At 69.9% G+C, this 14,832-nt stretch carries 14 protein-coding genes and 1 riboswitch; of the genes, 4 read left to right on the top strand and 10 right to left on the bottom strand.

Annotated features, from left to right (window positions below; translation table 11 throughout):
• Positions 1-64: 64 nt before the first annotated feature.
• Positions 65-163, bottom strand: a riboswitch (SAM riboswitch).
• 47 nt (positions 164-210) lie between these two features.
• Positions 211-516, bottom strand: coding sequence for a helix-turn-helix domain-containing protein (locus QFZ50_RS00960; protein ID WP_307081004.1), 306 nt, complete (start codon positions 514-516; stop codon positions 211-213).
• Positions 513-2,039 carry an APC family permease gene (locus tag QFZ50_RS00965; RefSeq protein ID WP_307081006.1) on the bottom strand — a complete coding sequence of 509 codons (1,527 nt, stop codon included), beginning with the start codon at positions 2,037-2,039 and terminating at the stop codon, positions 513-515. The genes QFZ50_RS00960 and QFZ50_RS00965 overlap by 4 nt, the downstream gene beginning before the upstream one ends.
• Positions 2,040-2,222: 183 nt before the next feature.
• Here QFZ50_RS00965 and QFZ50_RS00970 point away from each other — a divergent pair, with 183 nt between their 5' ends.
• The 3 genes from QFZ50_RS00970 to QFZ50_RS00980 all read left to right on the top strand — a co-directional run bounded on the left by QFZ50_RS00970 (position 2,223) and on the right by QFZ50_RS00980 (position 6,460).
• A complete protein-coding gene (locus QFZ50_RS00970; protein WP_307081008.1) occupies positions 2,223-3,683 on the top strand; it encodes an APC family permease in 1,461 nt (486 codons plus the stop codon).
• Between the two features lie 95 nt (positions 3,684-3,778).
• Positions 3,779-5,773, top strand: coding sequence for a primary-amine oxidase (locus tag QFZ50_RS00975; RefSeq protein ID WP_307081010.1), 1,995 nt, complete (start codon positions 3,779-3,781; stop codon positions 5,771-5,773).
• Positions 5,774-5,827: 54 nt separating this feature from the next.
• Positions 5,828-6,460 carry a hypothetical protein gene (locus tag QFZ50_RS00980; protein WP_307081012.1) on the top strand — a complete coding sequence of 211 codons (633 nt, stop codon included), beginning with the start codon at positions 5,828-5,830 and terminating at the stop codon, positions 6,458-6,460.
• Between the two features lie 54 nt (positions 6,461-6,514).
• Here QFZ50_RS00980 and QFZ50_RS00985 read toward each other — a convergent pair whose 3' ends face one another.
• The 8 genes from QFZ50_RS00985 to QFZ50_RS01020 all read right to left on the bottom strand — a co-directional run bounded on the left by QFZ50_RS00985 (position 6,515) and on the right by QFZ50_RS01020 (position 13,517).
• The gene (locus tag QFZ50_RS00985) at positions 6,515-7,060 is read right to left on the bottom strand and encodes a heme-degrading domain-containing protein (protein ID WP_307081014.1); all 546 of its coding nucleotides are present in this window, start codon (positions 7,058-7,060) and stop codon (positions 6,515-6,517) included.
• Positions 7,061-7,156: 96 nt separating this feature from the next.
• Positions 7,157-7,978: a peptidase gene (locus QFZ50_RS00990; RefSeq protein WP_307086574.1), complete on the bottom strand. Its 822-nt coding sequence runs from the start codon at positions 7,976-7,978 to the stop codon at positions 7,157-7,159.
• A 344-nt stretch (positions 7,979-8,322) separates the two neighbouring features.
• A complete protein-coding gene (locus tag QFZ50_RS00995; RefSeq protein WP_307081016.1) occupies positions 8,323-8,694 on the bottom strand; it encodes a hypothetical protein in 372 nt (123 codons plus the stop codon).
• Between the two features lie 22 nt (positions 8,695-8,716).
• Positions 8,717-9,433 (bottom strand): SDR family NAD(P)-dependent oxidoreductase, encoded by a 717-nt coding sequence (locus QFZ50_RS01000; RefSeq protein ID WP_307081018.1) that lies wholly within the window; start codon positions 9,431-9,433, stop codon positions 8,717-8,719.
• The gene (locus QFZ50_RS01005) at positions 9,430-10,194 is read right to left on the bottom strand and encodes an SDR family NAD(P)-dependent oxidoreductase (protein WP_307081020.1); all 765 of its coding nucleotides are present in this window, start codon (positions 10,192-10,194) and stop codon (positions 9,430-9,432) included. The genes QFZ50_RS01000 and QFZ50_RS01005 overlap by 4 nt, the downstream gene beginning before the upstream one ends.
• Positions 10,181-11,569: an MFS transporter gene (locus QFZ50_RS01010; RefSeq protein ID WP_307081022.1), complete on the bottom strand. Its 1,389-nt coding sequence runs from the start codon at positions 11,567-11,569 to the stop codon at positions 10,181-10,183. Before QFZ50_RS01010 ends, QFZ50_RS01005 begins: the two co-directional genes overlap by 14 nt.
• Positions 11,569-12,456 carry a polysaccharide deacetylase family protein gene (locus tag QFZ50_RS01015; protein WP_307081023.1) on the bottom strand — a complete coding sequence of 296 codons (888 nt, stop codon included), beginning with the start codon at positions 12,454-12,456 and terminating at the stop codon, positions 11,569-11,571. Before QFZ50_RS01015 ends, QFZ50_RS01010 begins: the two co-directional genes overlap by 1 nt.
• On the bottom strand, positions 12,453-13,517 hold the full coding sequence (locus QFZ50_RS01020; protein WP_307081025.1) for an asparaginase: 1,065 nt from the start codon (positions 13,515-13,517) through the stop codon (positions 12,453-12,455). The genes QFZ50_RS01015 and QFZ50_RS01020 overlap by 4 nt, the downstream gene beginning before the upstream one ends.
• 223 nt (positions 13,518-13,740) lie before the next feature.
• Between QFZ50_RS01020 and QFZ50_RS01025 the strand changes: the two genes are divergently transcribed.
• Positions 13,741-14,805: a LacI family DNA-binding transcriptional regulator gene (locus QFZ50_RS01025; protein WP_307081027.1), complete on the top strand. Its 1,065-nt coding sequence runs from the start codon at positions 13,741-13,743 to the stop codon at positions 14,803-14,805.
• Positions 14,806-14,832: the final 27 nt, after the last annotated feature.

Raw genomic sequence — 14,832 nt, forward strand, 5'->3', positions numbered from 1 at the left:
TCAGCCAGCAGTCGCCCGGGCGTGCCGGAGCACGGGAGGGGCAGACCAACGAAAGCTTGTAGCTTCTCCATCGGTCCTGGCAGTAGCACCGTTCCCCGTTGCTACACGGGGAGGGTTGCTGCGGCGTCGTCGATCCAGGTCTCTCGGCCGCTCGGGATGGTTATGGCACAAGCTAAGCGCACGGGAGGACGGCGGCGCCAGTGGTGCCCGTCATATTCGGTCACGCGGCGCTGCGGGACGGCCCTCCCCGGTTCCCGAGAGCCGCACCAGGAGTTCCACCTTCCGGCCGAGCGCGAAGCCGCTGAGGTCCGGCAGCCGCACCAGGTACTCGTCCTCGACGAGCAGGTTCAGGAGCCGGTAGGTGGTCGCCTTCGGCAGCCCGAGATTGCGGCTCACCTCCAGTCCGGTGACCCCGGGACCGCAGCGCGCCACCTCCTCCAGCACTGCGAGTGCGCTGCGGACCGCCTTGGGCTGGCGGGCCCGCAGGTCGACGTCGTCGGGCCGGTCCGCTGTCATGGGACATCGCCCGCGGCAGTGTTCCGACCACCTCCGAGCACGGCGTCCTGGGTGGGCACGTCGTAGAGCCCGAGGACGGGTTCTGCCGGCCTGCGGCGGCGGTGCACCAGGAACCAGAGCAGCGCGGTGGCCAGCAGGACGCAGTAGATCCAGCCGCTCGCGCTCCGGCCTGCACCTGCGAGGGTGATCCGATAGGCGACCAGGGCGCCCGCGAGTGCCACCGAGGCGACCCCGGCGGCGAGCGCCGTGCGGAGGGTCAGTTCGCCGATGCGCCGCAGGAAGACCGGTGCCGTGCAGCACGCCAGCAGGTACGCGGTGACGTAGGCGGTGGCGGCGGTACCGAGGAGCTTGTTCATCGCCTCGCCCGTTCCGAAGCCGAGCAGGATCAGCGCCGCCGGTACGACCGTCACCACGGGCATGGCGGCCAGCACGGCGTGGACCGGCGTCTGGAACCGCGGGTGTGCACACCCGAGCCAGGCGGGCAGGACATCCTCCCGGCCCATGGTCAGCAGCACCCGGGCCAGTGCGGTGGCGCACGCGAGCGTGCACGCGAAGAAGGACAGGGCGGCACCGGCGTCGAGCAGGGGGACCAGCCACGGGAGGCCCGCGGCCCGCATGGCGGGGCCGAAGACCTGCGACCCGTCGTCGTCCGCCGGAAGTGCGGACTGCAGCAGGACCAGCTGGGCGAGGGCGGCGACGACGTAGAGCACACCCCCACCGGCAGCACTCCAGAGCAGCACGCGGGGAATGGTCCGCAGCGGTCTGCGCGTCTCGGCACCTAGGACGGTGGCGCTCTCGAAGCCCACGAAGGCCATCAGGGCCAGGACCGCGCCCGTCGCCAGGCCGCTCAGGCCCGGATCCGCCGCCGTGGCCCGGCTGCCGACGTCGGGCAGGGCATCCCGGGGGATCGCGAGGAACACGAGCACGATGGGCACCACGAGGACCAGGAGGGCCGCTCCCTCGGCGACGAGCATCGCGAGGGAGGACAGGCGGAGACCCCTGAGCAGCAACCAGGTGCAGGTCCCGCCGACCGCGAGGATGACGCCCGCCATCACCGGATCGGCGAGCTGCGGCCGACCGGACGAGGCGAGCAGGTCCGAGACGTGCAGTGCGCAGCCGATCAAGGCGAACATCGCGATGCAGGCGTAGCCGATGATCAGCGAGCAGCCCGTCGCGAGGGCGACCAACGGCCGCCACCTGCCCGTGCTGCCCAGGGCCTGCGCCACGTAGCTGTACAGCGAGCCGGCTGCGCCCATGCGCCGCGCGTACTGGCCGAGCGTGTAGCCGATCAGCAGGACCAGGACCGTCGCGCAGAGGATCGACGGGACTGCGGAGCGGCCGGCGGCGGCCGTGACCATGGCGGGCATGGTCACGGCCGCGGCGACCGGGGCCATCGCGGCGACCGACTGCGCGAGGGCATCGACGGGGCCGAGACTGCGCCGGGCCAGGCCGTGCAGCGGAGAGATGTCCGCCAGCCCGGTGACCGGAGGCGGGCTGGCGACGGCGTCCTGCAGAGGGTTCATGAAGTGCCTTTCCCCCGCGAACAGTAGGTGGGCCGTGTTGCCCCGATGTTTCACGACGCGTGTATGACGGCGCAGGTGGCACCCGGACGCCTCGGACGCGCGGCGCGGGAGTCTCATTTGGAACGACGACAGCTTTTACCGGGCGATGATCGGGCCGAAACGGGGCGTTGGAAGCATCGCTGCATGGCTATTTCCCCCACCGGCACGGCGTCCGCTTCCGCCGTCGGCACCCAGCGCCTCACCGGCACCCTGGGCGCCGGATCCATCGTGTTCATGGTCGTCGCGGCGGCATCGCCGCTGACCGTCATCGGCGGCGCCGCGCCGCTCGGAATCCTGCTGGGCAACGGGCCGGGGTATCCCAGCATGTACGCCGTCGCGGGGCTCATCCTCCTCCTGTTCTCCGTGGGCCTGAGCGCCATGAGCCGGGTGGTCCCCAGGCCCGGCGCATTCTTCACGTATGTGGGCTACGGGCTGGGCAGGAAGCAGGGCCTGGGAGCGGCGTTCCTCGCCCTGCTCACCTACACGACCATCCAGGTCGCGGTGTACGGCTATCTCGGCTTCAGCCTGAACCTGGCACTGACCAACCTCGGACTGCCGGAGCTGCCGTGGTGGCTCTACGCGCTCGCGATGATCGCTTTCGTCGGCATCCTCGGCTACCGGCACATCGAGCTGAGCTCGAAGGTGCTCGGTGTCCTGCTGATCGCCGAGATCGGGATCGTTCTGGTCCTCGCGGCGGTCGTCATGGCCGCCGGCGGCGCCGAAGGCCTGTCCGCGGCGCCGTTCACCCCGGTCAACATCTTCTCGGGCGCACCGGGGGTGGGCCTCATGATGGCGATCGCCGGATTCATCGGCTTCGAGGCCACCGCGATCTTCCGCGACGAGGCCAAGGACCCCGAGAAGACCATCCCGCGGGCAACCTATGCCGCCGTCATCCTCATCGGCCTGTTCTACACCTTCGCCGGCTGGGCACTCGTCATGGCCTGGGGTCCGTCCCAGGTGGTGCAGGCCGCGGCGGAGGATCCGGGAGCGATGATCGTGATCACCGCCGCCAACTACCTCGGGAACGCGGGCGCCATCGCCATCAACGTACTGCTCCTGACGAGCCTGTTCGCCTGCGTGCTGTCCTTCCACAACGTCATCACCCGCTATCAGCACTCGATGGCCGCCGCCGGCACCATGCCCCAGCTCCTGGCCGACGTGCACCCCCGCCACCTCTCGCCCCACAAGTCGTCGCTCACGCAGACGCTCACCGCCGGCGTCCTGATCGTGGTCTTCGCCCTGCTGCGCATGGACCCCGTGCTGCAGGTCTTCACCTGGCTCTCGGGCATCGCCACCCTCGCGATCGTGGTGCTCATGGCCCAGACGTGCCTGGCGGTCGTGGCCTACTTCGGCCGCCACTCCGAACTCACGGGCGGCCCCTGGCGGACGCGGATCGTGCCGGTCCTGGCACTGGTCGGACTCGTCGCCGCAGGCGCCGTGATCGTCGCGTACTTCCCGATGCTCGTGGGCGGCGGCTGGGGCCTGAGCCTGGCCCTGATGGCCACCATCCCGCTCACCATGGTGGCCGGCCTGCTGCGAGGCCGCTATCTGGAACGCCAGGACGGCGCCGCCTACGCACGCATCCCGGACGCCATCGCCGGCTAGGGCCGGACGACGGCGACCCACCCGCCGCGCCCGCGGCGCGGCCCGCACCCCCACTGACCCCCCCCGCTATCCCACCGTAAGGAACTGACGAAGACATGACAGTTGTAGACGACACCACCGCACCGGCCCCCGTCGCGACGGATGCCCTCGGACGGATCGACGTCCTGGCCGGACTCGACGGCGCCGAGATCACGAGGGTCCAGGGCCTCGTCCACACGGCGGGCGGCACCGATGCGGACACCCGCTTCGTGTACGTGGGACTCATCGAGCCCGCGAAGGCAGAGGTGCTCGCCTACGAGGCCGGAACCGGGCCCCTGCCCGAGCGCGTCGCCCGCGTGATGCTGCTGAACCTGGGCAGCGGCGAGGCACGGGACCTGCGCGTGTCCCTGACGACCGGCGTCGTCCTCCAGGACGCGATCGTGGACGGATCGACGGGCCAGCTGCCGATCCTCGAAGCCGAGTTCGAGATCATCGATCCCGTCCTGCAGGCCGACAGGGCATGGTGCGCCGCCATCGAAGCCCGCGGGCTCGACCCCCTGAAGGTCATCTCGGCTCCGCTCTCACCCGGCTACTACGAGAACGAAGGGGAGAGCGGGCACCGGATCATCCGCTGCTTCGGCTTCTACCGGGAGAACGTCGAGGACAACATCTGGGCCCGTCCCATCGACGGCCTCTGCGCCTATGTGGACCCGATCGGCCGGACCGTGCTCGACGTCGTCGACTACAGGACGTTCGACCTGCCGCCCGAGGTCGGCAACTTCCATCTGGCGGACTACCGCGGCCCCGAGCTCAGCACCCTGAAGCCGATCGAGATCACGCAGCCCGAGGGCCCGTCCTTCAGCGTGGACGGCTCGAGGATCGAGTGGGCCAACTGGAAGCTCGGCGTGAGCTTCGACGCCCGCGAAGGGCTCATCCTCCGCCAGCTGAGCTTCCAGGACCAGGGCGTGGACCGCCCCGTGATGTACCGGGGGTCGATCGCGGAGATGGTGGTGCCCTACGCCGATCCCTCGCCCACGCGCTACTGGCAGAACTACTTCGACACCGGCGAGTACCTCTTCGGCCGCTTCGCGAACGAGCTGCAGCTGGGCTGCGACTGCCTCGGCGAGATCCACTACTTCGACGCGACGATCGCCGACGAATCAGGCGCCCCCAGGACCATCAAGAACGCGATCTGCATGCACGAGGAGGACTACGGCACCCTCTGGAAGCACAACGACCTCTTCACCGGCTCCTCCGACGTCCGCCGCCAGCGCCGGCTGGTCATCAGCTTCTTCACCACGGTGGGCAACTACGACTACGGCTTCTACTGGTACCTCTACCTCGACGGCACCATCGAGTGCGAGGCCAAGCTGACCGGCATCCTGTTCCCGTCCGCCTACCCCGGCGGCGACTACCCGTTCGCCTCCGAGGTCGCCCCCGGGGTCGGTGCGCCGTACCACCAGCACCTGTTCTCCGCGCGCCTGGACATGACGGTCGACGGCGTCGACAACACCGTGGTGGAGGTGGACGCGCAGCGCCTCCCGATGGGGCCCGGCAACCCTTACGGCAACGCCTTCACCACCAGGAGCACGCCGATCACATCCGAGGCCGACGGCGGCCGGATCGCCGACGCGAGCGTGGGCAGGACCTGGCACATCACCAATCCCGGGACGAAGAACCGGCTGGGGAAGCCCACGGGGTACGTGCTCTACCCGGAGCAGACGCCCACGCTCCTCGCCGACCCGGCCGCAGGCATCACGTCCCGCGCCGCCTACACCACCAAGCACCTGTGGGTCTCGGCCTACGACCAGGAGGAGCGCTACCCGGCGGGAGACCTCGTCAACCAGAACCCGGGCGGGGACGGCCTTCCCCGGTACATGGCCGCTGACCGGAACCTGGAGAACACCGACGTCGTGCTGTGGCACACGTTCGGGCTCACCCACTTCCCGCGCCCGGAGGACTGGCCCGTCATGCCCGTGGACTACGCCAAGTTCACCCTCAAGCCGCACGGCTTCTTCGGCGGCAATCCGGTGCTCGACGTACCGGCCGGCACCAGCGGCCACTGCGCCATGGGCACGGGGGACGGCGGCGCCGCCGGGTCCTGCCACTGACCCGGCCATCCCCGGCCCTGTCCGCCCCACCACGCCGTCCCCGGGAGCAGTCCGATGAACACCTCGCTCAGCGCGATCATGCTGGTGTCAGCAGCAGCAGGATTCACCGTCTGCGCGGGGGGACTGGTGCCCCGGGGGCGGCGTCGGCACGCGGGGCCCGGGGCAGCGCCGGACGGCCGGGCGGCACCTGGTGCGAGTCCCGCTCCCGGAAGCGCCGTCGTCGGGATGGCCGTCATGCTCGTCGCCATGGCGGACATGGCGTTCGACGCCGTGTCCCTGCTGCCAGGAGTCGTCTGGGGTGTGCTGATGCTGCTGGCCGGGCCCCTGCTGCTGGCCGGTCCGCGCCGCGGGTCCGGGCCGGTGCCCTGCGGTTTCGGCATGCATCGTTCGCTGTCCATGATCGCGATGGCTGCCCTGACGATCGCCGGAGGGCACGGCGGCGACGCAGTTCCCGGCGCCACGGCCGGTGCCGCCGGGCACGCTCACGGCAGTACCGGCCTGCTGCCCGTCCTGCTGGTCACGGGCGTGGCAGCCCTGCTCGCCTACACCGTGGTGCTGGTCGTGGCGCATCACCGGGCGCACCGGGATCATGCGCCCAATGGCATCCGGTTCCTGTCGCGGGCGGGCGTGGAATCCTGCCTGGCGGCGGTGAGCGTGACCGCGATGGCGGGATCGCTGTTCGCGTGACGGTCGATCCAGGAGCCGTCGGCGAGTCCGCTATCGCGGTCGGAGGTGCCGCGGCTACAGGCCGTCGGCTGCGTGGAACGTCCGGAGCGCTTCGACCACGAGCTTGTGGTCGTCGAGTTGCGGCAACCCGGACACCGTCACGGTCGCCACGGGGCCGACGCCCCTGATGTAGAACGGGAACGAGCCGCCGTGGGCAGCATGCGTCGCCGTGTCGAACATCGGGTTGTCCTCGATCCGGCCGCTGTTGCGCCGCGCCCTCAGCCCGACGAGCAGTGACGGCACGGAATAGCGCTGGGCGGTACGGCTCTTGGCGTCGAGCCAGTAGTCGTTGTCGGGGGTAGCGCCTTCGAGCGCTGCCCGGAACAGGATGTGGTTCGGTTTGCAGATGCTGATGGCGATCGGCAGGTTGCGTCCCACTCCCAGCTGGACGAGCAGCTGGCCCAGGGCGACGGCGTCGTCATTGGTGAAATGCGTGAACTGGAGCTCGGCGACTTCGCCTTCGACCCTCGCAATGAGCGCCTCGAGCGCTTCGGCAGGTTGGTCGCTGCCGCCGTCCGGATCGAACGGACGGATGACTGTCGAAGGGGCGTCATTGCTCATTGCATAAATCTACGCGGTGAGGGGCCACTGTGGAATTTGAGCAGGGAAGCACGACGGACGGCCCTTGACAACCTCCTGATCCTCCGGAACACGAGGTCAGAGCCCGGGTGCGCAGGGTCCCGTCCCGAGGAGTGCCAACCCGGCGCGGTCGCCTTCACCGAAAGCGGTCAGGCCGAGGTTCCTGGTGTTCATCAGCTCGTCCGGGTCGTCCACGTGGTCGAGTCCGACCACGTGCGCGAGTTCGTGCATGATGGTCGCCTGCACGTAGGCACGGCCGTCCGGGAAACGCAGGGTATCGACGGCGTCGGCCGCATCGAGCTGCACCTGCCCGCCTTCGAATACGAGGGGCTGGCGCGGCGCCCGGGCGTAGTCGCTGCCACCGAGCCCGGCGATGTCTCCTGCGAGTCCGGGGATCTCCTCGGGTCCCGTCCAGGTGATGAGCACCGGCACCCAGCTCTCGCCGTACAGCTCCGGCTGGTACAGGTCCCGGTCCTCGCTGGGGGCCTCGGTCGTCGCGCCGTCGTCGATGAACTGCAGTCCTGTCGCGGCCGACACCTCGGCGACCGCCGCCTGCACCAGGCCCTCCGACCCGGAGGGCGCGTTGTCCGGCCGCACCACGTAGTGGAGGGGACGGCAGGGATCGTAGGCAACCCACTCCTGATCGTCGACCGGCGATTCGAAGAGCCGGTACGCCGTCGACGCCGGAGCGGGCGGGGGAGTGCCGAGCGGCACAGCGCTAGCCCCGACACCGGACGGCGGCACGTCGGGTCCGGGCAGGAGCGGACCGGGGAGGGGCAGGCGCTGCAGGGCGACACGCTCCCTGAAGCGGCTGTGCAGCGACGGCGTCGCATACAGGACGGCGACGAGCACGAGGACAAGAGCGGTGGCGACGCGCAACCCGACCCGACGACGTCGCACTGTCAATGCCAGGGACCGTTCCGGAGCCGCAGATGATCCAGCAGGCGGGGGTGTCGGTCCCGACGACGCCGCACGCCGCCCACCTGCCGGGTCGCCCTGCTCGAGCTGCCGGTCGCGATCCTGACCCCCCATGCCCTGCGCTTCCCCTCGACGACCGTGTGCCTCCATCGTGCTCCCCGATCCACGGCCGTCTCGACTCTTCCGGGCGTCCTTGGTCAATGCTGCGCGAAGACTGCCGGGTTGTCGGTGAACAGGATGCGCCGGGAGGTCCATGCGCAGTGTCCCGGCACCCGACGGCGGGTCCCGCACAGGACCGAGCAGCGGAACCGGGACGCCGCCGAGGATCAGATTGCCGGGGCATCGTCCCCCGGATGGAGGAGAACAGTGACCCCCGTGCGCAGCACCCGGTCGGCGAGCGCGGACGACGCCGGCAGGGCGCCGCCCAGGTGCTCGGCCAGCCGGGCCGCGCCGTCCGGCGTCGTCACGTGGAAGGAGGTCAGCGCGGTCCAGAGCTGCTCGACGGTGTCGCAGGCCGTGGTGCTTCCCGTCGGGCCCGCCACCGTCCAGCCCGATCCGGCGACCCGCACCACCGGTCCACCCGGCAGGCGGGACATGATCGCGTTGACCATCTGCGCCACGAGCAGCTGGTCGCGCGTCGTCCGGACCGGCCCCAGCACCGGATCCGCGACGACGGCGCGGCCGCACGCGCCGCACATCAGGCGCCCGGGGGACAGCTGGTCACGGCATCACGTCGCCCGAGTTGGGTCCGAGGGTCTGGCCGACGAAGAGGTTGCCGCCGGGATCGCTCGCCAGCAGCAGGGCCGTCGGCGCGACCTCGGCCGGCAGGCCGAACCTCCGCAGCGGCAGCTCCTTCCGCTTCGCGGCCTTCCAGTCCTCGGAGATCCCGTCGACGAGCGGCGTCTCGATGGGTCCCGGGGCGATGCAGTTGGCGAGCACGTTGTCGGCCGAGACCTCGAGGGCGAGCGCCTTGGTCATGCCGATCACGCCGGCCTTCGCCGCGCTGTAGTGGCCGAGGCCCGTGCCGCCCTTGATCCCGAGCTGCGACGAGATGGTGATGATACGGCCCCACCGCTGGTGCCGCATGGGGCCGATGACCTCCCGGCAGCAGAGGAACACGCCGGTGAGGTCCACGGAGATAGTCTCCGTCCACTGCGCGAGCGACATGTCCTCGAGGGGGGACTCTGTCAGCAGCCCGGCACTGTTGACCAGGACGTCGACGGTGCCGACCCGCTCGCGGGCCGCCGCGAACGCGCTCCGCACGCTGTCCTCCCGGGCGACGTCGACCTCGATGATGCCCGGACCGGGCGCACGGTCCAGCACCACCACCGTGTCCCCCTGGGCGGTGAACGCCTCGGCGATCGCCGCTCCGATCCCGCTGGCACCGCCGGTCACGACGACGGCGCGGGGGCGAGCACCACCCGGGCCGGCTGTCATGCGCGCATCTTGATGGTGAGGCCGCCGTCGACGACGAGCGACTGCCCGGTGACGTAGCGGGACGCGTCGGAGGTCAGGAAACCGATCACGTCGGCGACCTCCTCCGGCCTGCCGACACGGCCCCACGGGATGTCCTTGCCCGCCCGCTCGAGTCCCTCGGGCCCGAGGGAGTTCACGGGGTCGAGGGACTGGGGCGTCTCGATCAGGCCCGGGATCACCGCATTGGCGCGGATCTCCCGCGGCCCGAGCTCCGAGGCGACACTACGGATGAGCCCGAGCACCCCCGATTTCGCCGCGGCGTAGTGGGCGTGCTCCTCCCAGCCGTAGATCCCCCCGGCGATCGAGGACACCGCGACGAGCGCCCCGGGTCCCGTCATGCGTCGGGACGCCGAGCGGAGTGTCCGGAGCACGCCGGTCAGGTCGACGTCGAGCATCGCGTTCCAGAGATCGTCCGTCAGGTCGTTCAGCGGGGCGTTGCGCAGGATGCCCGCGTTGGCGACGGCGTAGTCGAGCCGTCCGTACTCGTCCAGGGCGCGCTGGGCGAAGGCGTCCACGGAGTCCGTGGAGCGGACGTCGACCTCGTGGATGACGGCGTCGCCCCCGGCGGCCCGCACGCCGGAGAGGGTCTCCTCCGGGTCGTGCGGGTCGCCGGGGAAGGTGCCGATGACGGTACGGATGTTCCTGCCCGCGTAGTGGACGGCCAGTGCGCGGCCGATACCGCTCGCGGCACCCGTGACGATGGCTACCTCAGACTGCTGCATGCGGTTCCTCGAGGGCTACGGCCGCGACGGGACGCGCGGCGATCATCAGGACACCGGAGAGCAGCGTGCCGACCGCGCCCACCCAGAGGGCGGCGGCGCCGGTGCCTGCCGCAGCGGCGACGAGCGTGAACAGGGCGCCACCGATGATCGTCCCGGGCTGGCTCATGGCGCCGATGAACGCGAGGCCCGTGGCACGGCAGCTCACGGGGTAGCACTCGGCCATGAAGTACTGGATGGCGGCGTAGGGGCCCACCAGGAAGAACAGGCCGGTGCCGTAGGTGAGGATGATCAGGAACGGGCTGGACACCAGCGGGCTGAGCATCACGGCGAAGGAGAGGCCCGAGATGATCCAGCCCACGATGATGGTCCGCTTCCGGCCCACCTTGTCGCCGATCCAGCCGTGGAACACGTAGCCGAAGTACGCGAGCAGGTTGATGACGATCAGCATCCAGAAGGCGTCCGAGAGTTCCACGCCCTTGGCGTTCGCGAGCACCGAGGTGCCGAGGACGCTGAAGATCGCGATGCCGAAGAAGTTGAGTATCCAGGCGAGCGAGAAGACGATCGTGTTGCGGCGGAACTCGCCTTCCCAGATGCGCTTGAGGGGTGAGGTGGAGGAGTGCTCGACGCCGTAGGCGCCGGCGAGTGCGTGGGCCTCGTCGCTCTTGCCGCCCTTCTCCAGTTCCGTGAGGCGCTTGTGCAGCTCGAACTGCGGCGTCTCCTTCAGCTTCTTGCTGATGAGCAGCACGATGATGATCGCGGGGATGGTCGCCATGAGGTAGAGGGCACGCCAGCCGAGGAGCGGCAGGAACACCAGGGCGAGGGCACTCGCGAGGAGGAAGCCCAGCGGCCAGCCGCCCTGGATGAAGGAGTAGTGGAAGCCGGGACGCTTGCGCTTCCGCTCGTCCTCGGTGACCTGGTACACCTCGTTCATGTAGGTCGCGTTGACGGCCTGCTCCGAGAAGCCCAGGCCGCCGAAGGACCGGACGAGTACGAGGAGCGAGTTGCTGACGGCGCCGAGGCCGGCAGGGATGAAGGCGGTGATGCCCGAGACGACGGCGGTGCCGCCGACGGTGAGCATCATCCCCTTCTTGCGGCCGAGACGGTCGATCACGGGGCCGATGCCGAAGCAGACGATCGCCGTTCCGACGGCGATCCAGGTGTTGATGGCGTACGCTTCCGGCGCGGTCCAGCCGAATTCCTCCTGCATGGCCGGCAGGAGCGTGCCGAACAGACCGTAGTCGAAGACGGCCACGGTCCATGCGCACAGGGCGAGGACGGTCGCCGTGCTGGTCTTCTTCTTCGAGAATGCGGGGAACTGCCGTTGCTCGTTCCCGTTCGGCGTCGAGAGATCGACGCCCGCCTCTTTGATGGACATCAGTGATCTTCCTTTCGGGGGTTTCGTGCCAGGAACGAATCGGCGATCTGGTCGAAGGTGTGCCAGGTGACGCCCTCGTGGGAGTTGAAGTGCTGGATGAGGCGCTCGAGCATGAGGAGGACCTGCGGCCGTCCCGAGACGTCGGGGTGGATCGTCATGGTGAAGACGGCGGAGTCCATCTCGGCGTAGACCCAGTCGAACTGGTCCCGCCACATCTGCTCGATGTCCCGCGGGTTGACGAACCCGTGCGAGTTGGGCGACGCCTTGATGAACATCATCGGAGGGAGATCGTCGAGGTACCAGTTCGCCGGGATCTCCACGAGGTCGGTCTCGGAGCCCCGGACGAGCGGCTTCATCCACGCCTCGGCGGGCTTGGAGTAGTCGATCTTCGTCCAGCTGTCCCCGACCCTCACGTAGTAGGGCTCGAAGTCGTTGTGCATGAGGGAGTGGTCGTACTTGATGCCGCGCTCGAGCAGGATCTCGTTGGTGATGGGGGAGAACTCCCACCACGGGGCCACGTACCCGGTGGGGCGGCGGCCCGAGACCTTCTCGATGAGCTCGATGGACCGGTCGAGGATCGCCGTCTCCTGCTCGCGGGTCATGGCGATCGGGTTCTCGTGGGAGTAGCCGTGGACGCCGATCTCGTGCCCGGCGTCGACGATCATCCGGGTGAGGTCGGGGAAGGTCTCGAGCGAGTGGCCCGGGACGAACCAGGTGGAGGGGAGGGAGTACTTCTCGAAGAGCCGGAGGATGCGGGGCCCGCCGACCTCCCCGCTGAAGAGCCCGCGGGAGATGTCACAGGGTGAGTCCTCACCGCCGTAGGAGCCGAGCATTCCTGCCACTGCATCTACGTCAACGCCGAAGGCGATCTGGATGTCTTTCGTCATGGGTCGGCCTTTCCTGGGAGGGGTGAAATCGGGGAGTGGTCAGTGGGGGAGTGGAGCCAGGAGGGATCGCCCCGCTGCCGGATCTCGCGGACCACCTGCTCGCCGGACAGCCCGAGCGCGAGCAGTGCCTGCAGGAGGGTGCGGACCTGGGACGGTCGGAGCAGTCCGGACGGGACGGCCCCGGCGTCCTCGAGGGTCCTGCCGCCCCCGGCCCCGTACACGCCGCGCACCGGTCCCGCGTGGACGCGGGTGCTGGTGACGACGACGACGCCGTCCCGGACCGCCCTGCGGACGGCGTCACCGAGTTCCGCATTGGCGTTCCCCAGCCCTGTGGCCTCGAGGACGATCCCGCGGGCGCCTGCCGCCAATGCTGCGGCGAAGAGGGTCGCGTCGGCTCCCGGGTAGCAGGCGATGATGTCCACGCGGATGCCCGTCCCGGTGGGGGGAGCTGCGAGGGGGGACCGTCGCTCCGGAGCGGGTCCGAGGTCGATCTCCCCGGTGGGCGAGACCGACCCGACGGGCCCCAGGTCGGGATTGCTGAAGGCGTGGAGCGCCGTCGTCTCGGTCTTCCTCGTCGCGGGGAGGGGGAGGACCTCGCCGTCGAACACGATCAGCGCGCCCCTGCCGCGGGCCTCGGCGGAGGCCGCGAGGGTGATCGCTGCGCGGAGGTTCCCCGGCCCGTCCGGGTCGGAGCTGTCCGCCGCGCGCTGTGCACCCGTGAAGACGACCGGACGGGGATCGTCGTGGAGGAGGTCCGCGAGGTAGGCGGTCTCCTCCATGGTGTCCGTTCCATGCGTGACGACGATGCCGAGCGTCTCCGGTACTGCCAGGGCGGTGCGGATGGCTCCGCAGACGGCGAGCATGTCGTCGAAGGTGAGCAGGTACGAGCCCTTCTGCATCAGGTCCACGACCTCGACGGCCACGGTGCTCGTCCCCGCCGCAGCGAGAACGGTACCTCCTGCATCCGCGGCCACGGTCGAGCCGTCGCCGGCATCGGTGCGGGAGGCGATCGTGCCGCCCGTCGCCAGCAGGACGACGTGCTCGGTGGCGGGTGATCCCATCGGTGCCTCCTCCTTACCCAATCGTTTGGGCGACTGTTACGGACAGCAGAACTCCGGGAAAGATCCGGGCCGTTCTGCGTGGTGCAACCTACGTGGAACTGGACGAAACCCAAACGTTTGGGTTGAATGAGGAAAACCCTAGGATGTGACCTGGGTCTCGTCAATGGATCGCCCGAGATTTCACGTAGCCGAAACAAAGACACCAGTAGGAGGGGGAGAGGACGTGGATTCAGCAGGCAGGGGACGCGCAGCAGTCACCCTGAAGGATCTCGCCGCGGAACTCGGCATCCATGTCTCGACGGTCTCCCGCGTGCTGCACTCGGACACCGATGTGGCCCGGGGCGCCGCGTCGAAGGAGACCGCCCGGAAGGTGCGGGACCTCGCGAAGCTCAGGGGCTATTCGCCCGATCCGCAGGCCACCAGCCTGCGGACCCGGCGTACGCGGGCGATCGGGGTCATCGTGCCGCGCCTCTCGGACATCGTGCTCGCCACCATGTACGAGGGCGTCGAGGAGGCCGCTGCCGAGAGCAACCACTCGACCTTCGTGATGAACTCCCACGACGATCTCGACGAGCAGCGCCGCAAGGCCGAGATCATGCTGGCGCGGCGCGTGGACGGACTGATCCTCGGCGACGTGCACGCGGGCAGCAGCCTGGTGGACGACCTCGTAAAACGGCACGTGCCCTTCGTCCTGATGAACCGCCGCTACCCGGGGTTCCCCTCGTCCACCTGCGACGACACGGCGGGAGGCCGGCTCGTCGCGGACCACCTGTGGAGCACGGGCCATCGATCCGTCGCGATCATCGCGGGCGAGACGTACGCGAGCACCGGCGTGGACCGGACGGCCGGGTTCGTCGAACGCTGGCACGAACTGGGGGGAGAGATGCCCGGGGACCGGATCCTGCCGTCGCGTTTCGACACCGAGGGTGGCCGCCAGGCGGGCGAGGAACTGCTGCGCCGGGCCGGCGAGACGCCGACGGCGGTCTTCGCCGTCAACGACTTCGCCGCCATCGGCGCCATGGGCGCGTTCCGTGCCGCGGGGCTCGTCGTGGGCCAGGACCTCGCCGTCGTCGGGTTCAACGACACCTCGCTGGCCGCGCAGCTGCCCATCCCGCTGACCTCGGTGCGCTCGCCGATGCTCGAGATCGGCCGGTCCGCCGTCGGGATGCTCCGCCGGGTCATGGCAGGCGAGGAGGTGGCGTCGATCCGCCACCCCGCGGAGCTCTTCGTGCGCGAGAGCAGCGAGGCGGGCGCGGTCGGGGCGAGACGGGGGCTGCGGGCCGGCTGACCGGCTGCCCCCATCGCCCGGTCCCGC

Origin of the sequence: Arthrobacter agilis (genome assembly GCF_030816075.1) — a bacterium.
GTDB lineage: Bacteria > Actinomycetota > Actinomycetes > Actinomycetales > Micrococcaceae > Arthrobacter_D > Arthrobacter_D agilis_E.

Coding starts and splice junctions, on each gene's coding strand:
- QFZ50_RS00960 (WP_307081004.1), bottom strand. CDS start 516: ATGACAGCGGACCGGCCCGACGACGTCGACCTGCGGGCCCGCCAGCCC.
- QFZ50_RS00965 (WP_307081006.1), bottom strand. CDS start 2,039: ATGAACCCTCTGCAGGACGCCGTCGCCAGCCCGCCTCCGGTCACCGGG.
- QFZ50_RS00970 (WP_307081008.1), top strand. CDS start 2,223: ATGGCTATTTCCCCCACCGGCACGGCGTCCGCTTCCGCCGTCGGCACC.
- QFZ50_RS00975 (WP_307081010.1), top strand. CDS start 3,779: ATGACAGTTGTAGACGACACCACCGCACCGGCCCCCGTCGCGACGGAT.
- QFZ50_RS00980 (WP_307081012.1), top strand. CDS start 5,828: ATGAACACCTCGCTCAGCGCGATCATGCTGGTGTCAGCAGCAGCAGGA.
- QFZ50_RS00985 (WP_307081014.1), bottom strand. CDS start 7,060: ATGAGCAATGACGCCCCTTCGACAGTCATCCGTCCGTTCGATCCGGAC.
- QFZ50_RS00995 (WP_307081016.1), bottom strand. CDS start 8,694: ATGTGCGGCGCGTGCGGCCGCGCCGTCGTCGCGGATCCGGTGCTGGGG.
- QFZ50_RS01000 (WP_307081018.1), bottom strand. CDS start 9,433: ATGACAGCCGGCCCGGGTGGTGCTCGCCCCCGCGCCGTCGTCGTGACC.
- QFZ50_RS01005 (WP_307081020.1), bottom strand. CDS start 10,194: ATGCAGCAGTCTGAGGTAGCCATCGTCACGGGTGCCGCGAGCGGTATC.
- QFZ50_RS01010 (WP_307081022.1), bottom strand. CDS start 11,569: ATGTCCATCAAAGAGGCGGGCGTCGATCTCTCGACGCCGAACGGGAAC.
- QFZ50_RS01015 (WP_307081023.1), bottom strand. CDS start 12,456: ATGACGAAAGACATCCAGATCGCCTTCGGCGTTGACGTAGATGCAGTG.
- QFZ50_RS01020 (WP_307081025.1), bottom strand. CDS start 13,517: ATGGGATCACCCGCCACCGAGCACGTCGTCCTGCTGGCGACGGGCGGC.